The sequence below is a fragment of the Streptomyces sp. NPDC051582 genome (genome assembly GCF_040681715.1).
Taxonomy (GTDB): domain Bacteria; phylum Actinomycetota; class Actinomycetes; order Streptomycetales; family Streptomycetaceae; genus Streptomyces.
In genome coordinates this window covers 397870-422860 of sequence record NZ_JBFAZJ010000001.1, presented here as the reverse complement: position 1 = coordinate 422860, position 24991 = coordinate 397870, and the positions used below count along the sequence as shown (strand labels likewise).

Below are 24991 nucleotides of genomic sequence, written 5' to 3'. Positions count from 1 at the left end.
CTCAGCCGACGAGATCGGCGTACACGATGATGTTGTCCGGGCGGTGCCCGTCGGTGATCTCGCCGCCGCAGGTGATCAGCCGCAGCTCGGGGCGCGCGGTGTTCCCGTACACCTTGGCGGTCGGGAAGCTCTTCTTGTCCACCTGTTCCAGCGCGCGCACCCGGAAGACGGCGGCGCGCCCGTCCGCCCGGGAGACGGTGATCTCGTCACCGGGGTGGATCTTCGCCACGTCGCGCAGGACGGCCGGGCCGCGCGCGGTGTCGAAGTGCCCGATGAGCACGGCCGGGCCGGTCTCGCCCGGGGTGACGCCCTTGGTGTACCAGCCGATCCGGTCCCCGTCGGCGACGGACGGCACCTCGACGGCGCCGTTCGCGGCCAGACCCAGCTTCAGCAGCGGCCCCGTGTCCACTCCGGCCGCGGGGATCCGCACCCGTACGGGCTCGGAGGCGGGCAGCGCGACGACGGGCGCGGCCGGGGCCGCCGGGGCGGTCGGGGCCGGCGCCGGGGCCGTGGCGATGCGGGGTGCGGGCGCCGGCGCCGGCGCCGGGCCGCCGCAGCCGGTCAGGGCGGCGAGGGCGAGCGGAGCGAGCAGCGCGGCGGCGAGCGGGGTACGGAGGCGGCGGGCCATGGGGATGCTCCGGGGAAACGGGCCCGGCGGGCCACCGTGGAGGCGGCCCGCCGGGAGGGGAACGGAAGGGGCTGGGGTGGTGCTCAGACGCGGTTGCGGGCGGCGCGGCGACGGCGGGCCAGCAGGGCCGTACCGAGCCCGGCGAGGATCGCCACGAGGCCCGCGCCGGCGGCCACGGTCGTGCTGTCGTCGGTGTCCTCGGCGGCGAGCTCGGCCCCGGCGGCCACGCCGCCCTGCGGCACGACCACGGTCTGCGCCCCGCCCTGCGGCTTCACGTCGACGACCGGCTCGGCGGCGGCCGTCACCGTCGGCGCGGGCTTCGGCGCGGGCTTGTCGGTGGCCCGGTCCTCGGTGACCTCGTAGTTCGGCTTGCAGCCCTTGGGCAGCGCCGGGAAGGAGGTCCGGCCGAGCGGGGTGCCGCCGCCCTGGGTCTTCCACTCGAAGCCGGGGGCCGCGCCGCTCGGGTTCACGATGCGGGCGATGATGCCGGCCGACTCGGGCAGCGCCGGGAAGCCGCGGTCCAGGATCCGCCAGGCGGTGTCCTCACCGGCGACCCACAGCTCGGCCCGCGGGCCGTCGGGGGACATCGACAGCTTGGCGCTCATGCCGGCGCCGATGTTCTGCGACTTCACCACCGAGCAGACCTGGCCGGCCTTGCCCTCGGGCAGCGGGTAGGACTTCACGACGTCCTTCGTGGTGACGACGAGCACCGGGGCGGCCGTCTCCGCCTTGGTGAGCGCGAAGGAGGCACCGTACGCCTCGGCGGTGGTCTGCCCGCGGGTGAGCAGGCCCACCACGTGCTGCATGTAGTCGTCGCCCGGCTTCCACTGGTCGCCGACGTAGCGGATCCAGGCCTCCGGGCCCTCGGCCTCGTTGCGCAGCACCGCGACCATCCCGTTGCCCACGTAGACCGCCCGGCCCTCGTAGCGCCCGTTGTCGTCGGAGGAGGCGATCGCCCGGGTCGACGGCACGGGCTGCGGTGCGGTCGCGGCGACGGCGGTCGCGGCCGGTGCGAGGAGGGCCCCTGCGAGGGCGGCGGTGACGATCGAGGTGCGGAGGGCGGAACGCATAACGACTCCTTGAAGCACGTGTCGCGGGAAGGTGGGAGAGTCGCATGCCGCGTTTTCTCTGTCGGTGCTTTCATCCGGTGAGGTCTGGCGGGCTGCTGAAGAGAAATTTACGTTTCCTGTTCGACTGGACCATGGGGTTCCTGTCTTCGCCACGTAACAGGAAAAGTGGAGGTCAGCGGTCCGCGGCGCGATCTCCCCGCCGGCTCCCGCCCCGCCCGGATGTGTCCCGGTCCGCACATATGTGCGCCGGTGGGGGGTGACAGGCCGCTACGCGCGTAGATATGCTCATCTGGTGACCATGCCCACCACCCTCTCCGCATTCGCTGACGTGACGACGTCCGACAGCGCGCTGCGCCGCTTCCTGCACGGGCTGCCCGGCGTAGACGCCGTCGGCCTGGAGGCCCGCGCGGCCGCGCTCGGTACCCGTTCGATCAAGACCACGGCCAAGGCGTACGCCATTGACCTGGCCATCTCGATGATCGACCTGACCACGCTTGAGGGTGCGGACACCCCGGGCAAGGTCCGAGCGCTCTCCGCCAAGGCCGTCAACCCCGACCCCACCGACCGCAGCACGCCCATGACCGCCGCGGTCTGCGTGTACCCCGACATGGTGGCCACCGCCAAGGCCGCCCTGAACGGCGCCGACGTCAAGGTGGCCTCCGTCGCGACGGCCTTCCCGGCCGGCCGCGCCGCGCTGCCCGTCAAGCTCGCCGACACCCGTGACGCCGTCGCCGCCGGCGCCGACGAGATCGACATGGTCATCGACCGTGGCGCCTTCCTCGCCGGCCGCTACCTGGACACGTACGAGCTGATCAAGGCCGTCAAGGAAGCGTGCGTACGCCCCGACGGCACCGCCGCCCGCCTCAAGGTCATCTTCGAGACCGGCGAGCTGTCCACGTACGACAACATCCGCCGCGCCTCGTGGATCGGCATGCTCGCGGGCGCCGACTTCATCAAGACCTCCACCGGGAAGGTCGGCGTCAACGCCACCCCGGCCAACACGCTGCTGATGCTCGAAGCCGTCCGCGACTTCAAGGCGCAGACTGGAATCCAGATCGGCGTCAAGCCGGCCGGCGGCATCCGGACCACCAAGGACGCCCTGAAGTTCCTGGTCCTGGTCAACGAGACCGTGGGCGAGGACTGGCTGTCCAACCACTGGTTCCGTTTCGGCGCCTCCAGCCTGCTGAACGACCTGCTCATGCAGCGCCAGAAGCTGAGCACCGGGCGTTACTCCGGTCCCGACTACGTGACGGTGGACTGATCACCATGGCTTCCCTTTTCGAGTACGCGCCGGCCCCCGAGTCGCGTTCCGTCGTCGACATCGCCCCCTCGTACGGGCTCTTCATCGACGGCGAGTTCACCGACGCCGCCGACGGCAAGGTCTTCAAGACCGTCTCCCCGTCGTCCGAGGAGGTCCTCTCCGAGGTCGCCCAGGCCGGCGCCGCCGACGTGGACCGCGCCGTCAAGGCCGCCCGCAAGGCCTTCACGACCTGGTCCGCGCTGCCCGGTTCCGAGCGCGCCAAGTACCTCTTCCGCATCGCCCGGATCATCCAGGAACGCAGCCGCGAGCTGGCCGTCCTGGAGACCCTGGACAACGGCAAGCCGATCAAGGAGACCCGCGACGCGGACCTCCCGCTCGTCGCCGCGCACTTCTTCTACTACGCGGGCTGGGCCGACAAGCTCGACCACGCGGGCTACGGCGCGAACCCGCGCCCGCTCGGCGTGGCCGGCCAGGTCATCCCGTGGAACTTCCCGCTGCTGATGCTGGCGTGGAAGATCGCCCCGGCGCTCGCCACCGGCAACACCGTCGTCCTCAAGCCCGCCGAGACGACCCCGCTCACCGCGCTGTTCTTCGCGGACATCTGCCGCCAGGCGGGCCTGCCCAAGGGCGTCGTCAACATCCTCACGGGTTACGGGGACGCGGGCGCGGCCCTCGTCGAGCACCCGGACGTCAACAAGGTCGCCTTCACCGGCTCGACCGCGGTCGGCAAGGCCATCGCCCGCCAGATCGCCGGTACGGACAAGAAGGTCACCCTGGAGCTGGGCGGCAAGGGCGCCAACATCGTCTTCGACGACGCCCCCATCGACCAGGCCGTCGAGGGCATCGTCAACGGCATCTTCTTCAACCAGGGCCAGGTCTGCTGCGCGGGCTCGCGCCTGCTGGTCCAGGAGTCGATCCACGACGAGCTGCTGGACTCCCTCAAGCGCCGCCTGTCCACCCTGCGCCTGGGCGACCCGCTCGACAAGAACACGGACATCGGCGCGATCAACTCCGCCGAGCAGCTGGCCCGGATCACCGCTCTCGCGGAGACCGGCGAGGCGGAGGGCGCCGAACGCTGGTCGCCGGCGTGCGAGCTGCCGTCCTCCGGCTACTGGTTCGCCCCGACGCTCTTCACGAACGTCACCCAGGCGCACACCGTCGCCCGCGACGAGATCTTCGGCCCGGTGCTGTCCGTGCTGACGTTCCGTACGCCCGACGAGGCCGTCGCCAAGGCCAACAACAGCCAGTACGGCCTGTCCGCCGGCATCTGGACGGAGAAGGGCTCGCGCATCCTCGCGGTCGCGAACAAGCTCCGCGCCGGCGTCGTGTGGGCCAACACGTTCAACAAGTTCGACCCGACCTCGCCCTTCGGCGGCTACAAGGAGTCGGGCTTCGGCCGCGAGGGCGGCCGCCACGGCCTGGAGGGCTACCTCGATGTCTGAGTCTTCTGCGACGCGCCTGAGCGTCTTCAAGACCTACAAGCTGTACGTCGGGGGCAAGTTCCCCCGCTCCGAGAGCGGCCGGGTGTACGAGGTGAGCGACTCCAAGGGCAAGTGGCTGGCCAACGCCCCGCTGTCCTCCCGCAAGGACGCGCGTGACGCGGTCGTCGCGGCCCGCAAGGCCTTCGGCGGCTGGTCGGGCGCGACCGCGTACAACCGCGGGCAGATCCTCTACCGCATCGCCGAAATGCTGGAGGGCCGCCGCGAGCAGTTCGTCCGCGAGGTCGGCGAGGCCGAGGGCCTGTCGAAGTCCAAGGCGGCCGCGGTCGTCGACGCGGCCATCGACCGCTGGGTCTGGTACGCGGGCTGGACCGACAAGATCGGCCAGATCGTGGGCGGGGCCAACCCGGTCGCGGGCCCGTTCTTCAACCTCTCCACCCCGGAGCCGACGGGCGTCGTGACGGTCGTCGCCCCGCAGGACTCCTCGTTCCTGGGCCTGATCTCCGTGATCGCCCCCGTCATCGCGACGGGCAACACGGCGGTCGTGATCACCTCGGAGAAGTCCCCGCTCCCCGCCCTCTCCCTGGGCGAGGTGCTGGCCACCTCCGACCTGCCGGGCGGCGTCGTCAACATCCTCTCCGGCAAGGCCGCCGAGATGGGCCCGCACCTGGCGTCCCACCAGGACGTCAACGCGATCGACCTGGCCGGCGCGGACGCCGCGCTGGCCAAGGAGCTGGAGATCGCGGCGGCCGACAACCTCAAGCGCGTCCTGCGTCCACAGCCTGTGGACGACTGGAGCGCCGACCCGGGCACGTCGCGCATGACGGCGTTCCTGGAGACGAAGACGGTCTGGCACCCGACGGGTTCGCTGGGCTCGGGCGGATCCTCGTACTGAGCGGTCCCCCTCGAAACCGGCCCCGGCAGTCTCCCCCGAGCTGCCGGGGCCTTTTCGCGCCCCGTTACGGCTGCTTCGGCGCCAGCGGGCCGAGCAGCGAGGACGCGGCCGCCGTGGGCAGCTCGCCGACGGACGGGCCCTGCGTCAGGATCCCCGTGACCATGGTGGTGCCGACCGCCGGGAAGTCGGCGACCTTGGTGGCGACGCCGTTGTCGAGCGGGTCCACGCCGGTGTGGGCCAGCGGGTTCACCTTGAGGTTCGCGATGGGGTCGGTGACCCCCGCGAGGGCCGCCGGGACGGAGAGCTCACCGGCCTGCGCGCCACCGGCGGCCATGGCCAGGGCCGCACCGGCCATGGAGAGCGTGATGCCTGCGGAGCGCAGCGTGGAGCTGCCGGGAGCTGCGTGACGTGCCATGGGGATCCCACCTGAGGTCGTAGTCGCGTGCGCACGCAGCGTAGTTGAGGTGTGATCCTGGATACCAACCGGGCGCCGGGGGCATCCCCTGCGCGGGGGAATGGTTCACACTGGTGTCCCGTGAGCGCCTCCTCTCCTTTGCCTACGCGTGTCGTCCTGCTGACCGGGCCCTCGGGGTCCGGCAAGTCCAGGCTGGCCGCCCGTTCCGGGCTGCCGGTGCTGCGTCTCGACGACTTCTACAAGGAGGCGGACGACCCGAGCCTCCCGCTGGTCGAGGGCAGTTCCGACATCGACTGGGACTCCCCGCTCTCGTGGGACGCGGACGCGGCGGTCGCCGCGATCGTGGACCTGTGCGCGGGCGGCCGTACCGAGGTGCCGGTGTACTCCATCGCCACCTCCTCCCGTACGGGTACGGAGACGCTGGACATCTCCCGCACCCCGCTGTTCATCGCGGAGGGGATCTTCGCGGCCGACATCGTGGCCCGGTGCCAGGAGATGGGGCTGCTGGCCGACGCGATCTGCCTGCGCGGCCGGCCGTCGACGACGTTCCGGCGCAGGCTCGCGCGGGATCTGCGCGAGGGCCGCAAATCGCTGCCGTTCCTGCTGCGCAGGGGCTGGCGGCTGATGCGGCTGGAGCGGGGCATCGTGGCCCGGCACACCGCCCTCGGCGCGCACGCCTGCGCCCGGGACGAGGCGCTCGGCCGCCTGGCCGCCTGCGCGGCGGGCCGCCACCGCGCGGCAGCCGCGGCCTAGCACCGCCACCCGGGCAAGGCGCCGCCACCCGGACGCGGCACCGGCATTCGGGCACGGCACCGGACGTACGAGAAGGCGGGACCCTGCGGACCCCCGGCCGCATGATCCCGCCTTCTCCCCCCGCAGGCCCCCGTCCCACCCCCGTAGGACGGCCCCCCTGGCCCATGGTCTTCGGTGGGCCGCGTCACGCGGCCCCGCGCGGCTTACGCGACGAGCTCCTCGAAGGACTCGGCCTCGTCGCGGCCGAAGCTCAGCACCTCGTCGTCCCGCAGCCGCCGCAGCGACCGCCAGATGCTCGACTTCACCGTGCCGACGCTGATGCCCAGGATCTCGGCGATCTCCGGGTCCGTGCGGCCCTCGTAGTACCGCAGCACCAGCATCGTGCGCTGCGGCTCCGGGATGCGGGTGAGTGCCTGCCACAGCACCGCGCGCAGCTCCGTGCCCCGCATCGCGTCCGTGTCGGAGGCCGTCTCCGGCAGCTCCTCCGTCGGGTACTCGTTGAGCTTGCGCCGGCGCCACGCGCTGATGTGCAGGTTCGTCATCGTGCGGCGCAGGTATCCGCCGACGGCGGCCTTGTCACTGATCCGGTCCCAGGCGCGGTACGTGGAGAACAGCGCGCTCTGGAGCAGGTCCTCGGCTTCGTAACGGTCACCGGTCAGGTGGAAGGCCGTCGCGTAGAGGGCGGCCCGCCGCTCCCGTACGTACGCCGTGAACTCGGCCTCCGAGGTGGCGGAGAGTTCGGGCGCGGGCTGCACCGGGACGGCGGAGGCGGTCTGGTACGTGTTCGCGTCGATGGCCACCGTGTGCGCCGGCCGCGGACGGGCGACCGTCACCGACCGGACACCTGCCCGGCGGTTCACATCGTGCAGCCGCGTGACAACCGCGCTGGTGGTGGTGCTGTGCAGCGTGTTCATCTCGCGCCCCCCGTCGTGGAGTCTGCTTCGGATCCTGCTCGGTTTCGTTGGTAAAAGACTGCCCGGCCGACTTAACCGGGGTGTCCGCCGACTGTCACAGGCCTGTCACAGCGCCTCCCGCGGGGCCCCCGTGCGATCGCTTGGACCCGACGGTCGAACTCCGAACGGTCGATGGGACAGAATGAGCCCGTGCCTTTCCTGTTGCTGATCGAGGACGACGACGCCATCCGCACGGCCCTCGAACTCTCCCTGTCTCGCCAGGGCCACCGTGTGGCCACTGCGGCGACGGGCGAGGACGGCCTGAAACTGCTGCGCGAGCAGCGGCCGGACCTGATCGTGCTGGACGTCATGCTGCCCGGGATCGACGGCTTCGAGGTGTGCCGGCGCATCCGCCGCACCGATCAGCTGCCGATCATCCTGCTGACCGCCCGCAGCGACGACATCGATGTCGTCGTGGGCCTGGAGTCGGGGGCCGACGACTACGTGGTCAAGCCCGTCCAGGGCCGGGTGCTCGACGCCCGGATCCGGGCGGTCCTGCGCCGCGGGGAACGGGAGGCCAGCGACTCCGCGGTGTTCGGTTCCCTGGTCATCGACCGGGCCGCGATGACGGTCACGAAGAACGGCGAGGACCTCCAGCTCACGCCGACCGAGCTGCGGCTGCTGCTGGAGCTCAGCCGCCGGCCGGGCCAGGCGCTCTCGCGCCAGCAGCTGCTGCGCCTCGTCTGGGAGCACGACTACCTGGGCGACTCCCGTCTCGTGGACGCCTGCGTGCAGCGGCTGCGGGCCAAGGTCGAGGAAGTACCGTCCTCGCCCACCCTGATCCGGACCGTCCGGGGCGTCGGCTACCGGCTGGACTCGCCGCAGTGATCAAGGCTCTGTTCGCGGGCCGGCGCTGGACCAGCCTGCGGCTGCGGCTCCTGATGGTGTTCTCCCTGGTCGCGCTGGTGGCCGCCGTGTCCGCGTCCGGGATCGCGTACTGGCTCAACCGCGAGGCCGTGCTCACCCGTACCCAGGACGCGGCCCTCGGCGACTTCCGCCAGGAGATGCAGAACCGGGCGGCGGCGCTGCCCGCGGACCCGACGCCCGAGGAGATGCAGCGCACCGCCGAGCTGATGGCGGGCAGCAGCCCCGGCTACAGCGTGCTGCTGGTCGACGAACGAAAGGACGGCCGCAAGGTGTTCGGCGCGGCCGGTCCCGACTCCTTCGGGCTGGACGACGTACCCGGCTCGCTCCAGCGCGCGGTGAACGACCGGCAGAAGGCGACGGCCGCGAACGACTCCGAGTACCACGTGTACTGGCAGCGGACGAAGCCGCGCGGCAATCCGTACCTGGTCGGCGGGACGCGGATCGTGGGCGGCGGGCCGACCGGCTACATGTACAAGTCGCTGGCGCAGGAGCGGGACGACCTCAACGCGCTCGGCTGGTCGCTGACCATCGCGACGGGCCTCGCGCTGCTCGGGTCCGCGCTGCTGGCGCAGGCGGCCGCCCGGACCGTGCTCAAGCCGGTGCAGCGGCTCGGCGACGCGGCGCGGCGGCTCGGCGAGGGCGAGCTGGACCACCGGCTCGACGTGTCGGGTACGGACGAACTGGCCGACCTCTCGCACACGTTCAACAAGACGGCGGAGGCGCTGGAGAAGAAGGTCGCCGACATGAGCGCCCGCGAGGAGGCCAGCCGGCGCTTCGTCGCGGACATGTCGCACGAACTGCGCACTCCGCTGACGGCGCTGACGGCGGTCGCCGAGGTGCTGGAGGAGGAGGTCGAGTACCTCGATCCGATGATCGCACCGGCGGTGGGCCTGGTGGTCAGCGAGACCCGGCGGCTCAACATCCTGGTGGAGAACCTGATGGAGGTCACCCGCTTCGACGCGGGGACGGCCAAGCTGGTCCTGGACGACGTGGACGTCGCCGACCAGGTGACGGCGTGCATCGACGCGCGGGCGTGGCTCGACGCGGTCGAACTGGACGCGGAGCGGGGCATCGTGGCGCGGCTCGACCCGCGCCGGCTCGACGTCATCCTGGCCAACCTGATCGGCAACGCGCTCAAGCACGGCGGCTCGCCGGTGCGGGTGTCGGTGGTCGTCGAGGGCGAGTGGCTGGTGATCGCGGTCCAGGACAACGGGCCGGGCATCCCGCAGGAGGTGCTGCCGCACGTCTTCGACCGGTTCTACAAGGCGAGCGCCTCGCGGCCGAAGTCGGACGGCAGCGGACTGGGCCTGTCGATCGCCGTGGAGAACGCGCACATCCACGGAGGCGAGATCACCGCGGCCAACGGGCCGCAGGGCGGCGCGCTGTTCACGCTGCGGCTGCCGGTGGACGTGGGAAAGGTGATCGCCGGTGAAGCGGACGCGTAGGGCAGGGGCGGTACTCCTCGTCCTGTTGACCTCGGCCTGCGGGATCAGGGCGACGACGGTACCGGTGGACGTCGGCGCGGCGCCTTCGCGGGTGTCGTGCGACACGCCGCAGCCGCAGACCGAGGTGCAGGGCTTCCGGGCCACGGTGGAGCTGGTGTGCGGATCGCAGCTGGTCGGCGTGGAGCGGGTGGTGCCGGTACCGGAGAAGAAGCCGGTGCGGGACCCCGTGGTGCTGGTCGCCGAGGCGCTGCTGGAGGCGCTGGAGCGGGAGCCGTCGGCGCAGGAGCGGGACGCGGGCTTCACGACCGGGGTGCCGGGCGGGCTGACGGTCGCGCCGGCGCGGGCCGGGGACCCGGCGGGGACGATACGGATCAGCCGCAAGCCGGAGGACCTGCCGCCGGTGGCGCTGTCGCAGGTGGTGTGCACGCTGGCCGGCAGCGAGGCCGTCTCGGCGGGCCCGGGCCCGGTGGTGCTGGGCGGCCCGGACACGGACCCGCCGCGCGCCTGGGAGTGCACGGAAGCGGTCCGCTCCCGCCCCGAGTCGGTCCCCACGCTGGGCGAACTGGTCCGCCCGACCCCGTCGCCTTCCTGACGCACCGCTCGCACGGCTCGGCCCTGGCGGGCCTCCCGGGCCCGGGGCGCTGCGGACTAGGGGGTCAGCGCCGCGAGCTCGCCGAGGACCCGGGCCGCCGGCGCCGGGTCGACCAGCCACTTCAGGTGGCTGCCTTCGAGGGTGCGGACGTCGTACGGGTTGTCCGGGGTCAGCGCGTTGCCCTCGCGTATCAGCCGGTCCTGCAGCGCGAGCGGCAGGCTCGTGTCGCCGGCCAGGCGGACGTAGGTCTTCGGGATGCGGCCCCAGGTCCCGGCCTGCGCCCGGTCGGCCGAGGTGCCGACGTCCAGGTTCTCGTCGGGCTGGAAGGTGTTGAGGAAGACCAGGAACTCCTCGTCGGTGGCGTCGGCGAGGAAAGCGGCCTTGAAGGCAGCGAGGGCGTCCGGATCCGCGGTGCGGAAGTTGACGCGGAGCAGACCGAGTTCGGCCGGGTTCCCGGCCAGTGCCAGCCCCAGGGAAGCGGTGTCGACCGAGGCCATCTCCGGCTCGGCGTAGTAGGCGCCGGCGTCGAGGTCGACGGGGCACCAGGCCGAGACGTACACGAGGCGGTCGATCAGATCGGGCCGCGCGTTGGCCGCGGCCGTGGCCGTCATGCCGCCGCGGCTGTGGGAGACGAGGATCACCGGCCCGTTCCGCTTGGCCCGTTCGAGGACGCCCGTCAGGTGCGCGGCGTTGTCGGCGAGCGTGACGCCCTTGACCGCGCCGGGCGCCGCGGCGAGGCCCGCCGGGTCCTGCGGCGTCTGGTAGGCGCGCGTGTAGGTCGCCCCGAAACCGTGGCCGGGCAGGTCGACGGCGACCGAACGGTGTCCCAGGAGGCCGAGTTCCGCTTGGAGCGGCGCGAAGGCGAAGGAGTTGGAGAAGGCTCCGTGAACCAGTACGAATGTCGGCTGCATGCGCCCCAACCTAATGATCATCAGAGTTCGAGGGCAATGACCGCGGTGGGACGGAACGGCCCGGGACGGATGCGCCCCGAGAACGCCGACGGCCCCCCGGGCCGGAGCTCGGGGGGCCGGGCGGGGGGTCCGGGCTCCGGCGCCGCACCCGACGGACGGGTCGGGCGCGGCGGCGCGGAGCCGGGGAGGCCCCCAGGGGCCGAGCCGCGTGAGCGGCGCGTGATGGATCAGATGCCGGCGGCCGCCGACAGGTCCTTCTTGACCGCGTCCAGGATCTCCTGGCCGCGGACGCGGGCCGCCGCCAGGTCGGAGGCCTCGGCCACCGGGACCACGACCTCCAGGTAGCACTTCAGCTTCGGCTCCGTGCCCGACGGGCGCACGATCACCCGGGCCTTGTAGTCGCCCTCCAGGTGGTAGCGCAGACCGTCCGTGGGCGGCAGCGCCTCGGTGCCCCGCGTCAGGTCCTCCGCGGAGGCGACCCGCAGGCCCGCCAGGGACGTCGGCGGCTCCGCCCGCAGCGCGGCCATCGCGTCGGCGATGACCGACAGGTCCTCCACGCGGACCGACAGCTGGTCGGTGTGGTGCAGGCCGTGGGCCATCGCCAGGTCGTCCAGCAGGTCGGTCAGCGTACGGCCCTGCTCCTTGAGCTCCGAGGCCAGCTCCGCCACCAGCAGGGCGGCCGTGATGCCGTCCTTGTCACGGACGCCCTCGGGGTCCACGCAGTAGCCGAGCGCCTCCTCGTAGCCGTACCGCAGGCCCTCGACGCGGGCGATCCACTTGAAGCCCGTCAGGGTCTCCTCGTAGCCGACGCCCGCCGCCTCCGCGATCCGCCCCAGGAGGGAGGACGAGACGATGGACTCGGCGAAGACGCCCGTCGCGCCCTTGTGGACCAGGTGGGCCGCCAGCAGCGCGCCGACCTCGTCCCCGCGGAGCATCCGCCAGCCGTCCGCGGTGGGGACGGCCACCGCGCACCGGTCGGCGTCCGGGTCGTTCGCGATCACGATGTCGGGCTGGACCTCGGCGGCCTTGGCGAAGGCCAGGTCCATCGCGCCCGGCTCCTCCGGGTTCGGGAACGCCACCGTCGGGAAGGCCGGGTCCGGCTCCGCCTGCTCGGCGACCAGCACCGGCTCCGGGAAGCCGGCCCGGGCGAAGGCCGCCAGGACGACGTCCTTGCCGACGCCGTGCATGGCCGTGTAGACGGTCCGCACCCCGCGGGGGGAGCCGGGGGTCAGGACGGCGTCCGTACGGGCCAGGTAGGCCTCCAGGACCTCGTCGCCGAGGTCCTCCCAGCCGGACTCCGGACGGGGGACGGAGGCGAGGGTCTCCACGCGCCCGATCTCCGCCGCGATCTCGACGTCCGCCGGGGACACGATCTGCGAGCCGTCGCCGAGGTAGACCTTGTAGCCGTTGTCCCTGGGCGGGTTGTGGCTCGCGGTCACCTCGACGCCGGCGACGGCACCCAGGTGCCGTATGGCGTACGCGAGGACCGGCGTCGGCAGCGGTCGGGGCAGGACGGCCGCGCGCAGGCCGGCGCCGGTCATCACGGCGGCGGTGTCGCGGGCGAAGTCCGCGGACTTGTACCGCGCGTCGTAGCCGACGACGACGAGGCCGCCGGCGTGGCCCTGGGCCTTCAGGTAGGCGGCGAGGCCCGCCGCCGCCCGGATGACCACGGAGCGGTTCATCCGCATCGGGCCCGCGCCGATCTCGCCGCGCAGCCCGGCCGTGCCGAACTGCAGGGTGCCGGAGAACCGGTCCGCGAGCTCGGTGACGTCCCCGGCCTCGACGATCCCGGCGAGTTCCGCCGCCGTCTGCGGGTCCGGGTCCTCCGCCAGCCAGGCACGCGCCCGGGTGATCAGGTCGTCCTGTTCCTGCACTGCCACTGCTTCCGCCTTGTCTCTCGTACGGTGCCGATGCCTCAGATGCGGGCGAGGACCTGCGTCAGCAGCTTGCCCATGCGCGAGGCCGAGTCGCGGCCGGCCTGGAGCACCTCTTCGTGGTTCAGCGGCTCGCCGGAGATGCCCGCCGCCAGGTTGGTGACCAGGGAGATGCCGAGCACCTCGGCGCCGGCCTCACGGGCGGCGATGGCCTCCAGCACGGTGGACATGCCGACCAGGTCGGCGCCCATGACGCGGATCATGTTGATCTCGGCCGGGGTCTCGTAGTGCGGGCCGGGGAACTGGACGTAGACGCCCTCTTCGAGGGTCTCGTCGATCTCCTTGCACATCGCGCGCAGGCGCGGCGAGTACAGGTCGGTCAGGTCCACGAAGTTCGCGCCGACGATCGGCGAGGTGGCCGTCAGGTTGAGGTGGTCGCTGATCAGGACGGGCTGGCCGGGCTTCATGCCCTCGCGCAGGCCGCCGCAGCCGTTGGTCAGGACGACGGTCTTGCAGCCGGCGGCGACGGCGGTGCGCACGCCGTGGGCGACGGCGGCGACGCCGCGGCCCTCGTAGTAGTGGGTCCGGCCGAGGAAGACCAGGGCGCGCTTGTCGCCGATCTTGTACGAGCGGATCTTGCCGCCGTGGCCCTCGACCGCGGCGGGCGGGAAGCCCGGCAGCTCGGTGACGGGGAACTCGGCCTCGGGGGCGCCCAGCGCCTCTGCGGCGGGGGCCCAGCCGGAGCCCATGACGAGGGCGACATCGTGGGATTCGGCGCCGGTCAGCTCACGCAGGCGGGCGGCTGCGGCGGTGGCGTCGGCGAAGGGGTCGGTAACAGATGCGTTCACGCAGACGAGCGTAGCCGAGCATTGCCTACGCGCGTAGATGGCGCAGCTCACGGTGTTCGGATCGTTGCCTTGTCGTTTCCGCCGAAATGCCCCCGGCGGTTCGTCCCCTAACAGGGGCGCTTGCGCAGTTCCATCACGTAGTCGTGCGGGGCGCCGGCGGATTCGGCCGCGTCGGCGATCTCGCCGAGGTAGCGCGCCGAGGGCAGGCCGCCCTCGTACCCGTTCAGCACGTAGCACCAGGCCGGCTCCTCGCCGTCCAGCGTGTGGACGCGGATCCGCATCCGGCGGTAGATGTCGAGCCCGACGCCCTCCCACCGGTCCATGGAGTCCTCGTCCAGCGGCGCGATGTCGTACAGGGCGACGAACACCTGGTGGCGCGGGGCCTCGACGATCGTGGCGAGGGCGCCCTCCCAGCCCATCTGCTCACCGCCGAAGGTCAGCCGCCAGTCGTTGATCCAGCCCGTGCCGCGCAGCGGCGAATGCGGAGCGCGGCGCGTCATCAGCCGCGGGTCGAGGTTGCCGGCGTACGCGGCGTAGAGCGACATGAGGTCGAGGGTACGGGAGGGGCGGGGCGGGCCGCGTGCCCGCCCGCCCTCACGGATGGCCGGACCGGGGGAGAAGCACCTTGAAGCGTGCGGGACAATGGGGCACGGAATGCATCCCCCGGGGAGACCCCGGAAGCCCCGGCCGGGGCGGCAGCCGGCCGGGTAGACGTGAGGCGGAGTTTTCGTGACCCGGATCGTGATCATCGGCGGCGGACCCGGCGGGTATGAGGCGGCCCTCGTGGGGGCCCAGCTCGGCGCGGAGGTGACCGTCGTCGACTGCGACGGTCTCGGTGGCGCGTCCGTCCTCACCGACTGCGTGCCCTCCAAGACCCTCATCGCGACCGCCGAGGTCATGACGACCTTCGACTCGTCGTACGAGGAGCTCGGCATCGTCGTCGCCGACGACACCCCGCACATCGAGCAGGCCGCGCGCGTCGTCGGCGTGGACCTCGGCAAGGTGAACCGGCGCGTCAAGCGCCTCGCGCTCGCCCAGTCGCACGACATCACCGCCTCCGTCACCCGGGCCGGCGCCCGCGTCGTACGGGGCCGCGGCAAGCTGGGCGGCCCGCAGGGCATCGACGGCACGCGCGACGTCATCGTCACCGCCGCCGACGGCACCGAGACGATCCTGACGGCCGACGCCGTGCTGATCGCGACCGGCGGCCACCCCCGCGAGATCCCCGACGCCATGCCCGACGGCGAGCGGATCCTGAACTGGACCCAGGTCTACGACCTCGACGAGCTCCCCGAGGAGCTCATCGTGGTCGGCTCCGGTGTCACCGGCGCCGAGTTCGCCGGCGCGTACCAGGCGCTCGGCTCCCGGGTCACGCTGATCTCCTCGCGCGACCGCGTGCTGCCCGGCGAGGACCCGGACGCGGCGGCCGTGCTGGAGGACGTCTTCCGGCGCCGCGGCATGAACGTCGTCGGCCGCTCGCGCGCCGAGTCCGCCAAGCGGGTCGGCGACCGCGTCGAGGTCACGCTGTCGGACGGCCGGGTCATCACCGGCACGCACTGCCTGATGGCGGTCGGCGCGATCCCGAACACCAAGGACATGAACCTGGAGGAGTCCGGGGTCCGGCTCAAGGAGTCCGGACACATCTGGACCGACAAGGTCTCCCGCACGTCCGCGCCCGGCGTGTACGCGGCCGGCGACGTGACCGGGGTCTTCGCGCTGGCCTCCGTCGCCGCCATGCAGGGCCGCATCGCGATGTACCACTTCCTGGGCGACGCGGTGGCCCCGCTGAACCTCAAGACGGTCTCGTCGAACGTGTTCACCGACCCGGAGATCGCCACTGTCGGTTACACCCAGGCCGATGTGGACTCCGGCAAGATCGACGCCCGTGTCGTGAAGCTGCCCCTGCTGCGCAACGCGCGCGCCAAGATGCAGGGCATCCGGGACGGGTTCGTGAAGCTGTTCTGCCGTCCGGGCACGGGAATCGTGGTCGGCGGCGTGGTGGTCTCCCCGCGGGCGAGCGAGCTGATCCACCCGATCTCGATCGCAGTCGACAACAACCTGACCGTCGAGCAGATCGCAAACGCGTTCACGGTGTACCCCTCGCTGTCGGGTTCGATCGCCGAGGTGGCGCGGCAGCTGCACACGCGCAAGTCCGCCGGCGAGGCCTGACGGAGACAACCGCCCCACGTCACAGGCGACTTGGGGCGGCCTCCCGGAGGGTGGAGTGACGTTCACTCAACCGACCCGCCGCGTATACCACTAGTCGCCCTGCTCTATGGACAACTTCGGTATTCCGGCGCAAGGAGCTGAAACAAGACGGTCGTTGGGGTTACTGTCAGTTTCGTGTTCGCTGCAGAACGTCGCCAATTGATTCTCGAAATGGTGCGGGCCAACGGAGCGGTATCGCTCCGGGAGCTCGCCCGCGTCGTCCAGACCTCCGAAGTGACCGTACGGCGGGACGTGCGGGCGCTGGAGGCCGAAGGACTCCTCGACCGCCGACATGGCGGTGCGGTTTTGCCGGGCGGTTTCACGCGGGAGTCCGGATTTCCGCAAAAGTCCCATCTCGCGACGGCGGAGAAGACCGCCATCGCCGACGTGGCGGCCGGTCTCGTCGAAGAAGGCGAGGCCGTCGTCGTCGGCGCGGGCACCACGACCCAGGAGCTGGCCCGCCGGCTCGCCCGGGTGCCCGGACTGACCGTCGTCACCAACTCGCTGCTGGTCGCCCAGGCCCTGGCGCACGCCAACCGGGTGGAGGTGGTGATGACGGGCGGCACCCTCCGCGGCTCCAACTACGCGCTGGTCGGCAGCGGGGCGGAGCAGTCCCTCCAGGGGCTGCGGGTCTCCCGGGCCTTCCTGTCCGGCAGCGGCCTGACCGCGGAACGCGGCCTGTCGACGTCCAACATGCTGTCGGCGAGCGTGGACCGGGCCCTGGTCCAGGCGGCGGCGGAGGTGGTGGTCCTCGCGGACCACACGAAGCTGGGCACCGACACCATGTTCCAGACGGTGCCGACCGATGTGATGACCCGTCTGGTCACGGACGAGCCGCCGCCGCACGACGACCGCGCGGCCACGGAGCTCCAGGCGCTGGCCGACCAGGGCGTCCAGATCACGATCGCCGGGGGCGTGGCCTCCGGCGGTGCGGGTGACGGCCCGGCGGGCCGCCGCCCGCGCCGCGAGTCGCCGCTCCCGGTCCAGCGCCGGGGCGCCCACCAACTCCGCAGCGCGGGCCCCCTCCCGGACCCCCAGCCGGGGGAACGCGAACGAGCAAGGGTGGCGGACCTCCGGCGCCGGTGACCGCCTTTCGTCTGCGGTCCTCGCGTTGCCGTAATCAACGGCAAGGGGCCGGCCCGTTACCGGACCGGCCCCTCACTTCCGCGTGTGAAGGCTCGCTAAACGGTTTCCATCTCGAAGCCGTACAGGTCCTTCACGTTTCGCGCCATTTCCTCTCCTGCTTCTCTCGGGAGCGTCGACTCCCACCACCACTTTCTGTCCCCTGGAACGGCGAAGCCTCCGAGGATCACCTGCTTGAATTCATCGTCGATTCGATGAACATCGGCCGCGAACCACTGGATCTCCGGAGTTTCGCGGACTACCGGGTCGTCGAGCAGCGACTGCAGGAAGCGCCTGATCGAGATCTCGTCCCAGTACTCGAACAAGGTTGCCTCGTAGCCGTCCTGGCAGTCCTCGACGAAGTCCGCCCATGTCTCGATCGCCCGAAACGGGGTGGTGGGGCCGCGACGGCCCGACCTTTCGAGAACTGCCTGGTATCGGTCCAGGAACAACATTACTTGTCCTTCATGGTCCACCGCCGGAAATACGACAAGCCCTCTGCCGGTCGGAAGAATGTCGAGATCGTTCCTCCGCTGTTCAGGTATCCATAATATCCAGTGGCCGGATCGAACCGGTGCATACCACCGCTCGATGTCAGTACGGAGATGGAGCCGTCAGGTCCGTCGCCGCTCATGAAGTCCCGGGCTGCTTCCCGGTAGGCGCGCTTTCCGCCCATGTGGTCGAACTCCGGCATGTCGGCTTCGACAGCCTTCGGCTCGCGCTGCTTGCCCTTCTTGCGACGAACATCGACGCCCTTGACGTGCTTGGCGTAGTGGTCGTTCGCCGATTGGGTGGAATTGAAGTCGGGACGGCTGTCACCGCAGTTGTGAACCAGTACCGGAGTCGAGCCCGCCAACACATAGTAGGTGTGCTCGCTCGCGACGGTGAGGTTGCGGACCTTCTTCTGCTGGGTCCAGCGCCGGACCTCGGTGACCTGGACCCAGGTACCGGAGGAGGTCTGCAGCCACTGGCCGGCCGTGAGGTCGGTGGCCTTCAGCCACTTGTCCAGCGACGGGACCCAGAACGGGTGGCCGTCGGTGGCGGTCAGGGTTTCGGACGCGTCACCCTTGGCGCCGTCGGTGTCGATCGTGATCTCGACGAGGTTCTTCTGCCCATCGCCGATGATCTGCGCGACGACAGGCTGAGCGCTGGTGGCTCCGGTCTCGGCATTCGTGGCCACGACTTCGTCGCCGAGGGCGACGTCCTCGATGGGCTTCGACGAGCCGTCTGCCATGAGGACATCGGTGCCTGGAACGAAGCTGTTGCAGGTCCCATTCTCAGGAGCGCCGCCGTCGGAGTCCTTGGCGGTCGACTTCTTCGGGCCATCGGCCTTCTTCGTCTCGTCCGACTTCGACGCCTTGCCGTCGCCGTCGGCCTTCTTGGCCTTCGTGGCGGAGGCCTTGCCCTGTTTGGCCGCCGTGGCCTTGGCTTCGTCGGCTCGCTTGGCAGCTGCGGCCGCTGCCTCTTGCGCCCTTCTTCGGGCCGCCGCTGCTTCTTCCTCCAGTTTTCTCGCGCGTTCGGCGGCTTCCTCTATCTGCCGTTTCCACTCGGCCAGGTCCTCGGCGTACTTGGCCATGGCCTGCTGGTAACGCTCGACCCGCCTGAGGATGTCTCGCGCCAGAGCCAGCTTGTGCGCCCAGCTGTTGAAGGCGTCCCAGGCGCGATCCAGTGCCTTGAGAATGCGCTTTGCACGGCCCGCGAAGGGCAGTGCCGCATCCAAGGCGAGGCCGGCGCACGCGCCCCAGTCGCCGCCCAGGCAGTCACGGATGTCGTTGTAACCCGAAGCGTCCTTCAGAATGCCCATCGCGACTTCGAGCGCGATGTCCAGGGCGCTCTTGCCCTGGATCATGTTCGCCCAGGCCGCCTCGGCGTCCGAGAAGTCCTTGATCGGCATCACGGGCGGTGCGATGGAGAGACCGCTGGGGTCGCTGAACGTCACCGGCGAGTTGTTCGCGTAGGCGTACGGGTTCTGCTGCTTGGGCTCGTTGAAGTCGACGATGGGGTCAACCGACTGGAACCGGCCGGTCGCAGGGTCGTACTCCCGAGCACCCAGATGCACGAGCCCCGTGGACTCGTCGATCTCTCCGCCGACGAAGCCCTTCTTGCCGGGCCACAGGGACGGGGCTGCCCCGCGAACATCGCCGTACGGCGTGAACTTGCGACGGGTGATCGCCATGGTGGTGGCGTCCACGGCCGTGGTCGCCGTGCCGTTCTGGTCGCCCATCAGGTACGAGGTCGTTACCACCCCGCCCTTGGCCGTCTTGACCATCGTCGGGCCGGACGGGTGGGAGTAGTAGCGCGTGCTCTCCAGGTTGCCCGCCGCAGTGAGCTTGACCTCGGTCCCCGGCAGGTACAGCGTGGTGCCGGAGGGCTCGCGCTTGATCAGACGGTTGCCACCGGAGTCGTAGACGAACTCGGTCGACTCGGTGCCCTTGGTGACCTTCGCCAGCTGACCCAGAGCGTCCCACTCAAGGTTCTGGGTGTTGCCCTGGATGGTGCGGGTCTTGGTGTTGCCCGCCTCGTCGTAGGTGTAGGACTCGGTGCGGGAACCACCCGGTCCCGTCGTGTCGACCTTCTTCAGGCCGTTGGCTGCGGCCTGACCGGGAGTGCCGTAGGTGTAGGTGCGGGTGACGTCCTTCGTGAGGTCACCGGTCGCGGAGTGCTGGACCTCCTTGGTGCGGTTGCCCGCAGCGTCGAAGCTGTACGAGTTCCAGTACGCGCTCGGGCCGCCGACCTGAGGCTTCGAACCGGGACCGGATGCGCCAGGCTGGGCCGCACAGTCGTCCGTCGCGGTCCACGCCTCGTTCATGCGGCGCAGGTAGTCGTACGCGAAGCACTGGACGTCGGTGGGCGGAGTGGTGCCGGGTCCTTCCTTGTCGGTGACCTTCAGGATGTTGCCGACCGCGTCGTAGTCGTACGACGTGTCGTTGATCCGGCTCGGCGACTGCTCCTTGTCGTTCACCGTCCGGGTGAGGCGGCGCGTCTGCTCGTCGTAGAAGTTCGTCGAGTAGACCTGGGATCCGGCCGGGCCGGACTCCGTGCGCAGCACGTCGCCCATCGGCGAGTAGTCGACCTTGCCGACGAAGGTCTTCCCCTGGACGCCCATGATGGTGGGCAGCTCAAGGTGGTTGTACTTCATCGTGGCCGTCTCGGCGGGCAGGCCGCCCACGGCGGGCTGGCTCGACCATGCCGTGAGACCGGTGTTCGGGCGGTACCCGGTGGAGAAGCTGTACGTACCGGCGAGTTCCCCTTCCGAGGCCGGGATGGTGACCTTCGTCCCCGTCGGGCGGTACTCGTTGTCGTAGCCTGTGACTTCCTGCGTGTACGCGTTGCCGTTGTCGTAGCGCGTCGAGGACACGGGGAGGCCGACGGCCCCGGGGAGGGTGTCGTACGTGGTCGAGGTCAGCTTCGGCCCCGTCAGCGACCCCTCGCGAGTGGCGATGATGCGGCCCAGGTCGTCGTACTCCTGGGCGATGGTCTTGCCCCGGGCGTCCGTTACGGTCGCAAGGCGGTCACCCTGCCCGTACGCCATCGTCGACGTGCCCTTGTCGGGGTCCGTCTGCTTGGTTTGGCGACCCCGGATGTCGTACTCGAAGGCCCACTTGTCGCCGGCCTGGTTGACGACCGACTCCATCATGCCGCGCTGGTTGTACGCGTACGTGGTCTTGTCGTACGCGCCCGTCGGCGAGTCCGAGCGGAAGAAGCGCAGCTCCGTCTTGCGGCCCGCGCCGTCGAGGAAGGCCCGGGTCGGGGTCTCGCCCTTCGGGGGGTCGACGGTGATGTTGTCCCCGCCGTACGAGGTGGTCGTGCGGGAGGTCTCCTCGCCGAGCTTGCGGGAGATCTGGGCGGTCGAGCGGCCGGAGCCGTCGTACTCGGTCACCGTCGAGGACGGGACCTCGTTGTCCCTCGGCTCCCACTGGACGCCGGAGGGAGCGCCGGCCGTGTAGTAGGCGCCGTTGCTCTTCCAGACCTGGCCGAGGCTGTTGTAGAAGGTGTCGGTGATGAGCCGACCGCCTGCGAGGGCCTCCATCTGGGTCTGGCGGATGCGCAGGCTGCTGTCGTAGATGTCGTAGCTGGTGCGGTACGTACCGTCGTCCAGCAGACTCTTGTTGGAGATGACGACCGGACCGTCGGTGCGGACGTCGTACGAGAACTCGCCGTCCGGGGACTTCGAGAGCGGGTCGCGGTCCGGGGACCAGACCTTCAGCAGACGGCCGAGGCCGTCGTACTGCATCACCTGACGGCGACCGTTGGTGTCCTGCTTGGCCAGGACCGAACCGCGGCCCTGGTCGGTCTCCGTGGTCTGCGTGTGACCCGCGGAGTTGGTGGTGACGACCTTGGAGACGATCTGTCCCGAGGCCGGGGTGTAGTCGACCTTGGAGGTCTTGCCGAAGACGTCGGTCGTCGTCTTCATGCGGCCGTACGCGTCGAAGGTCGCGCTGCCGTCGGTCTGGTAGACCGGGGTGGACCCGTTGTACCCCGACAGCGACTCGGTGGACTTCAGGTTGCCCGCCGCGTCGTAGTACATCCGCGCGTCGGACGTCACGTCCGCCGGCCGGGACACGTTGGCGGCGTCACACGCCTTGGCGACCGTCTCCACCCGCTTCTGGCGGGCGATGATCCAGCGCGTCTGGTCGTCGTCGTACTCGTAGCGCGTGCAGCTGTCGTCCGACGGGTCTGCGACGTCGCCGAGGTTCGACACCGACTGGGCGAAGCCCCGGTTGTCGTACGTCGTGCTCATCGCCGTACGGCGCCAGCCGCGGCCGTCGGACAGCAGGATCCGGGAGTTGACGCCCGTCGTCTGCTGGACGAAGGCCTGCTGCGGCTCGATGTCCTCCTCGGGCACCGCTCCCTTGCGCAGGCGCGTCGCCGTCGGGCCGTACAGCCACGGGGTGTACGTCGTGGCCGCCTCCAGCGCGCCGCCCTCGCCGTTGTACGCCAGGACCTCACGGGTCTGGCCGGCGTAGAGGCGGTGGTCCGCCACCTCGTTGCCCTCGGAGTCCTTGACCTTGACCGACTTCTTGCCGCCCGAGGGGGCGAGCCGGTCTCCGTCGAGGCCCCGGAAGAACAGCGTCTCCGTCATGGAGCGCTTGTCGGGGGCCTGGCCGATGAAGGTGCGGACGCGTTCGTAGCCGCGCCACTGGGACCAGGTGCGCGTCTTGGGACGCATCATCTCGGTCTCGTCGTCATACGCCCACGCCGGGTTGCCGAGGAACTGGTACTCGGTGCGCCGCGTCGGCGAGTTGCCGTTGCGGTCCTCCTCCTGGACCCAGTCGACGACGTACTTGTGGAACCAGTCCGTGACGTAGAGCTTCTTCTCGTGCTGCGGATCGGTCGGGTCCGGGATCTCGGAGATCACCGGGTAGCAGCGCAGGGTGTTCGACTCGGGCGAGGTCGGCATGACGCGCGGGTTCGCCGCGCGGCACTCCGGGTCCTTGTAGTGCGCGAGGATCGTCGAACCGGTCTCGCTGTCGATCGCCTCGATGCGGTAGCGCAGGTACGGCGGCTTGCCGTCGGATGCGCCGTCGACGCGGTTGGGGAGCTGCTTGCCGCGGAACTTCACCGGCGGCAGCGCCGTGTCCATGCCGTTCTTGCCCGTGTGCTTGATCTCGCCCAGCCACAGCGGGTAGTCCGTGCCGTCGCCCGTCATCGGGAAGTCCTGGGTCAGCTTCCAGGAGTCAACGGGCTTGCGCGCGGTGCCGTTCCAGACCGAGGTGGAGACCTCGGTCAGGCGCTTGCGGGTGAAGAAGGTCGGCGTGAACCGGCCCTTGCACTCCTCGCCGGACGCGCAGAGCTGGTCACCCGGGGTGTCGGGCCAGTTCTTCGCGATGTCCCAGGCGACCTCCGGCTTCAGCTTCGCCGGGTCGCAGTCGAAGGAGGAGGTGACGAGGCAGCGCTCGGCGACGCCGAAGTTCACCTGGGCCGGGGCCTCGGCGAACAGGTTGTCGCTGCGCAGGCCGTACGAGATGTGGTCCAGCCAGCCGGAACGGTCGTACGCCCGGGCGGTCGAACCGCCCGCGATCTTGTAGTTCGATCCGTAGTGGTTGACCTCCTTCTGGTACCAGTAGGTCATCGCGTTGCCGCGCGGGTCCACGACGTAGTCGAGGTTCCAGCGGTAGGCCTGGTCGCACACCGCGTCGGCGAACGTCGCGTTGTAGCAGGGCTCACCGGGCTGGTTGCCGTAGACCGGGACGTTCCAGGCGGAGTTGGTGACGGGCTTGCCCGTGGTCCAGCCCGGAACCCTGTTCAGACCGAAGTAGAACTGGATGCCCTGGGGGTTGGTGAACCTCCAGTGGTCACCCTCCTTGTCGCCGTTCGAGGCACCCTGGAGCAGCTCGATGCGCGAGCCGTCGTCCTTCGCCGGCCGCCACTTCTTCGTGGTGTCGTCGAGGACGAGCTGGGTGGAGCCGCCGTTCAGCGACATGGTGACCATCGGCGCGCCGTGACACAGGTCGCCGGTGTCGTCCTTCGGGTTGTTGAACCCGGAGCCGGCCTTCTTGTCCTGGCTGCACGGGACGTAGCCCCGCTCGATGTAGTTCGAGGCCAGGTCCCAGCCGTCGCCGACCCACGAGGTCTGCTGCGCGGAGGCCGACGTACGGCCGTCGATCTGGGCGCTGGAGTAGCCGAGGGAGAGCGAGGGGCTCGGACCGCCCAGGGAGGCCGGGATGTCCAGCGGGTAGGACCAGGAGAAGTCACCCGCCGAGCCGCCGGCCTGCCAGGAGCCCGAGGGGTTCAGGGAGGTGGCCTTGAACGTGCCGTTCGCGCCGTCGGCGCCGGGGGTGGCCGCCAGCATCATGCCCTGGCCGGCCGAGGCCGCGGTGACCGCGGAGGGAGCCGACGACAGGTTCATGCCGGCCTGGTCCGAGGACACGGCCGACTGGGCGGGAGCCGAGGCCGGGGGCGCCGTGAAGGTGGCGATGAGCTTGCCGGTCACCGGGTCGTTCTTGGTGCTGACCGGAAGGCTGCCCCTGCACTGCGACTTCTCCGGCGTCGTCAGCGCACACGCGGGAACGGCGGTGAAGCGGAGCCGGGAACCCCAGCTGCCGCCGTACGCGTTCTTGAAGGCGTCGTAGTCGAGTTCGACCGAGACCGGGGCCGCGGTCTTGCCCTCGTCGGTGCGCTTCACCGACATGAGCAGGCTGTTGGCGAGGCCGGCCTTCTTCGCGGCCGCCTGGTCGTGCAGGTCGACCTTCAGCTTCACCGACGAGGCGGCGGCCGGTGCGGCGTCCGCGGACGGACTCTGCCTGTTCGCACCGGACTTCGGGCCGGCAGCCGCCGCCGCGGCCGGGAGGGCGGCGAAGGTGACGGGCAGGGCGCCCGCCTTGACCGGGTTGCCCGGAGCCTTCGAGGGGGCGAGGGCGAACGCCCCGGCCGACCCCTGGGGCGCCGACTTCAGGCTCACGGCCGGCGGTGCGGACGCGTCCGGAAGGGCGACCTCGGCCGAACCGGCCTTCGGCCAGGCGACCTTCGGCGCGGAGGACTTCCACGCGTTCTTCTGCGACTCGGCGGGGCCCGCCGCGGGCTTGCCCGTGACGGGCGCTCCGCCGACCTTGGTGAGCTTCTGCAGGCCGGGCCGCTTCAGGTCGGAACCGGCTGCCATGGCGGGGGTGGCGGTGAGGCCGGCGGTCAGCATGCTGAGCGCCAGGACCGGTATCGGCCACCGCCAGACACGCCTTAGAGGCGCACGCAACGCGTGCGCCCGGGATCTCT

The 24991-nt window shown here is 70.8% G+C and carries 19 protein-coding genes; 9 read left to right on the top strand and 10 right to left on the bottom strand.

Going from position 1 to position 24991, the window contains the following annotated elements; all coding sequences use genetic code 11:
- Position 1 precedes the first annotated feature (1 nt).
- Positions 2-628, bottom strand: a complete 627-nt coding sequence (locus AB0M92_RS01930) for a class F sortase (RefSeq protein ID WP_366100135.1) — start codon at positions 626-628, stop codon at positions 2-4.
- Positions 629-711: 83 nt separating this feature from the next.
- Positions 712-1698, bottom strand: coding sequence for a hypothetical protein (locus AB0M92_RS01925; RefSeq protein WP_366100134.1), 987 nt, complete (start codon positions 1696-1698; stop codon positions 712-714).
- Between the two features lie 298 nt (positions 1699-1996).
- On the opposite strand from AB0M92_RS01925, the gene deoC reads away from it, so the two are divergent.
- From deoC to AB0M92_RS01910, 3 genes are read left to right on the top strand one after another with little or no spacing between them, the layout of a single operon-like run.
- Positions 1997-2959: a deoxyribose-phosphate aldolase gene (gene deoC, locus AB0M92_RS01920; protein WP_366100344.1), complete on the top strand. Its 963-nt coding sequence runs from the start codon at positions 1997-1999 to the stop codon at positions 2957-2959.
- Between the two features lie 5 nt (positions 2960-2964).
- Positions 2965-4401, top strand: a complete 1437-nt coding sequence (locus tag AB0M92_RS01915; protein ID WP_366100133.1) for an aldehyde dehydrogenase family protein — start codon at positions 2965-2967, stop codon at positions 4399-4401.
- Entirely contained in the window at positions 4394-5293 is a 900-nt protein-coding gene (locus AB0M92_RS01910) for an aldehyde dehydrogenase family protein (RefSeq protein WP_366100132.1), read from the top strand. Before AB0M92_RS01915 ends, AB0M92_RS01910 begins: the two co-directional genes overlap by 8 nt.
- A gap of 64 nt (positions 5294-5357) precedes the next feature.
- Here AB0M92_RS01910 and AB0M92_RS01905 read toward each other — a convergent pair whose 3' ends face one another.
- Positions 5358-5708, bottom strand: a complete 351-nt coding sequence (locus AB0M92_RS01905; RefSeq protein ID WP_366100131.1) for a hypothetical protein — start codon at positions 5706-5708, stop codon at positions 5358-5360.
- A gap of 54 nt (positions 5709-5762) precedes the next feature.
- Between AB0M92_RS01905 and AB0M92_RS01900 the strand changes: the two genes are divergently transcribed.
- Complete coding sequence (locus AB0M92_RS01900) at positions 5763-6461, top strand: uridine kinase (RefSeq protein WP_366100343.1); 699 nt, start codon at positions 5763-5765, stop codon at positions 6459-6461.
- 203 nt (positions 6462-6664) lie between these two features.
- Here AB0M92_RS01900 and AB0M92_RS01895 read toward each other — a convergent pair whose 3' ends face one another.
- The gene (locus AB0M92_RS01895; RefSeq protein ID WP_366100130.1) at positions 6665-7375 is read right to left on the bottom strand and encodes a SigE family RNA polymerase sigma factor; all 711 of its coding nucleotides are present in this window, start codon (positions 7373-7375) and stop codon (positions 6665-6667) included.
- Between the two features lie 189 nt (positions 7376-7564).
- Between AB0M92_RS01895 and afsQ1 the strand changes: the two genes are divergently transcribed.
- Genes afsQ1 through AB0M92_RS01880 form a run of 3 tightly spaced genes read left to right on the top strand, consistent with a single transcriptional unit; the run spans position 7565 to position 10318 of the window.
- Positions 7565-8242, top strand: a complete 678-nt coding sequence (gene afsQ1 / locus AB0M92_RS01890; RefSeq protein WP_180291024.1) for a two-component system response regulator AfsQ1 — start codon at positions 7565-7567, stop codon at positions 8240-8242.
- A 53-nt stretch (positions 8243-8295) separates the two neighbouring features.
- Positions 8296-9726, top strand: coding sequence for a HAMP domain-containing sensor histidine kinase (locus AB0M92_RS01885; RefSeq protein WP_366100342.1), 1431 nt, complete (start codon positions 8296-8298; stop codon positions 9724-9726).
- The gene (locus AB0M92_RS01880; RefSeq protein ID WP_366100129.1) at positions 9710-10318 is read left to right on the top strand and encodes a hypothetical protein; all 609 of its coding nucleotides are present in this window, start codon (positions 9710-9712) and stop codon (positions 10316-10318) included. The genes AB0M92_RS01885 and AB0M92_RS01880 overlap by 17 nt, the downstream gene beginning before the upstream one ends.
- A gap of 56 nt (positions 10319-10374) precedes the next feature.
- On the opposite strand, the gene AB0M92_RS01875 is transcribed toward AB0M92_RS01880, so the two are convergent.
- The 4 genes from AB0M92_RS01875 to AB0M92_RS01860 all read right to left on the bottom strand — a co-directional run bounded on the left by AB0M92_RS01875 (position 10375) and on the right by AB0M92_RS01860 (position 14496).
- A complete protein-coding gene (locus tag AB0M92_RS01875; RefSeq protein WP_366100128.1) occupies positions 10375-11229 on the bottom strand; it encodes an alpha/beta hydrolase in 855 nt (284 codons plus the stop codon).
- 227 nt (positions 11230-11456) lie between these two features.
- Complete coding sequence (locus tag AB0M92_RS01870; protein ID WP_366100341.1) at positions 11457-13103, bottom strand: phospho-sugar mutase; 1647 nt, start codon at positions 13101-13103, stop codon at positions 11457-11459.
- 41 nt (positions 13104-13144) lie between these two features.
- Positions 13145-13951, bottom strand: coding sequence for a purine-nucleoside phosphorylase (locus AB0M92_RS01865; protein ID WP_030865390.1), 807 nt, complete (start codon positions 13949-13951; stop codon positions 13145-13147).
- Positions 13952-14058: 107 nt separating this feature from the next.
- Positions 14059-14496, bottom strand: a complete 438-nt coding sequence (locus AB0M92_RS01860) for a gamma-glutamylcyclotransferase (RefSeq protein ID WP_030865395.1) — start codon at positions 14494-14496, stop codon at positions 14059-14061.
- 184 nt (positions 14497-14680) lie between these two features.
- On the opposite strand from AB0M92_RS01860, the gene AB0M92_RS01855 reads away from it, so the two are divergent.
- Both AB0M92_RS01855 and AB0M92_RS01850 read left to right on the top strand, forming a co-directional pair.
- Entirely contained in the window at positions 14681-16120 is a 1440-nt protein-coding gene (locus AB0M92_RS01855) for an NAD(P)H-quinone dehydrogenase (RefSeq protein WP_366100127.1), read from the top strand.
- 174 nt (positions 16121-16294) lie between these two features.
- Complete coding sequence (locus tag AB0M92_RS01850; RefSeq protein WP_366100126.1) at positions 16295-17245, top strand: DeoR/GlpR family DNA-binding transcription regulator; 951 nt, start codon at positions 16295-16297, stop codon at positions 17243-17245.
- 95 nt (positions 17246-17340) lie between these two features.
- Here AB0M92_RS01850 and AB0M92_RS01845 read toward each other — a convergent pair whose 3' ends face one another.
- Both AB0M92_RS01845 and AB0M92_RS01840 read right to left on the bottom strand, forming a co-directional pair.
- Complete coding sequence (locus AB0M92_RS01845) at positions 17341-17736, bottom strand: hypothetical protein (RefSeq protein ID WP_366100125.1); 396 nt, start codon at positions 17734-17736, stop codon at positions 17341-17343.
- Complete coding sequence (locus AB0M92_RS01840) at positions 17736-24914, bottom strand: polymorphic toxin-type HINT domain-containing protein (RefSeq protein ID WP_366100124.1); 7179 nt, start codon at positions 24912-24914, stop codon at positions 17736-17738. The genes AB0M92_RS01845 and AB0M92_RS01840 overlap by 1 nt, the downstream gene beginning before the upstream one ends.
- Positions 24915-24991 lie beyond the last annotated feature (77 nt).

What these genes read in the sequence shown, in the direction of transcription:
- AB0M92_RS01930 (WP_366100135.1), bottom strand. Translation starts at nt 628, where the DNA reads ATGGCCCGCCGCCTCCGTACCCCGCTCGCCGCCGCGCTGCTCGCTCCG.
- AB0M92_RS01925 (WP_366100134.1), bottom strand. Translation starts at nt 1,698, where the DNA reads ATGCGTTCCGCCCTCCGCACCTCGATCGTCACCGCCGCCCTCGCAGGG.
- deoC (WP_366100344.1), top strand. Translation starts at nt 1,997, where the DNA reads ATGCCCACCACCCTCTCCGCATTCGCTGACGTGACGACGTCCGACAGC.
- AB0M92_RS01915 (WP_366100133.1), top strand. Translation starts at nt 2,965, where the DNA reads ATGGCTTCCCTTTTCGAGTACGCGCCGGCCCCCGAGTCGCGTTCCGTC.
- AB0M92_RS01910 (WP_366100132.1), top strand. Translation starts at nt 4,394, where the DNA reads ATGTCTGAGTCTTCTGCGACGCGCCTGAGCGTCTTCAAGACCTACAAG.
- AB0M92_RS01905 (WP_366100131.1), bottom strand. Translation starts at nt 5,708, where the DNA reads ATGGCACGTCACGCAGCTCCCGGCAGCTCCACGCTGCGCTCCGCAGGC.
- AB0M92_RS01895 (WP_366100130.1), bottom strand. Translation starts at nt 7,375, where the DNA reads ATGAACACGCTGCACAGCACCACCACCAGCGCGGTTGTCACGCGGCTG.
- AB0M92_RS01885 (WP_366100342.1), top strand. Translation starts at nt 8,296, where the DNA reads ATGGTGTTCTCCCTGGTCGCGCTGGTGGCCGCCGTGTCCGCGTCCGGG.
- AB0M92_RS01875 (WP_366100128.1), bottom strand. Translation starts at nt 11,229, where the DNA reads ATGCAGCCGACATTCGTACTGGTTCACGGAGCCTTCTCCAACTCCTTC.
- AB0M92_RS01860 (WP_030865395.1), bottom strand. Translation starts at nt 14,496, where the DNA reads ATGTCGCTCTACGCCGCGTACGCCGGCAACCTCGACCCGCGGCTGATG.
- AB0M92_RS01845 (WP_366100125.1), bottom strand. Translation starts at nt 17,736, where the DNA reads ATGTTGTTCCTGGACCGATACCAGGCAGTTCTCGAAAGGTCGGGCCGT.
- AB0M92_RS01840 (WP_366100124.1), bottom strand. Translation starts at nt 24,914, where the DNA reads ATGCTGACCGCCGGCCTCACCGCCACCCCCGCCATGGCAGCCGGTTCC.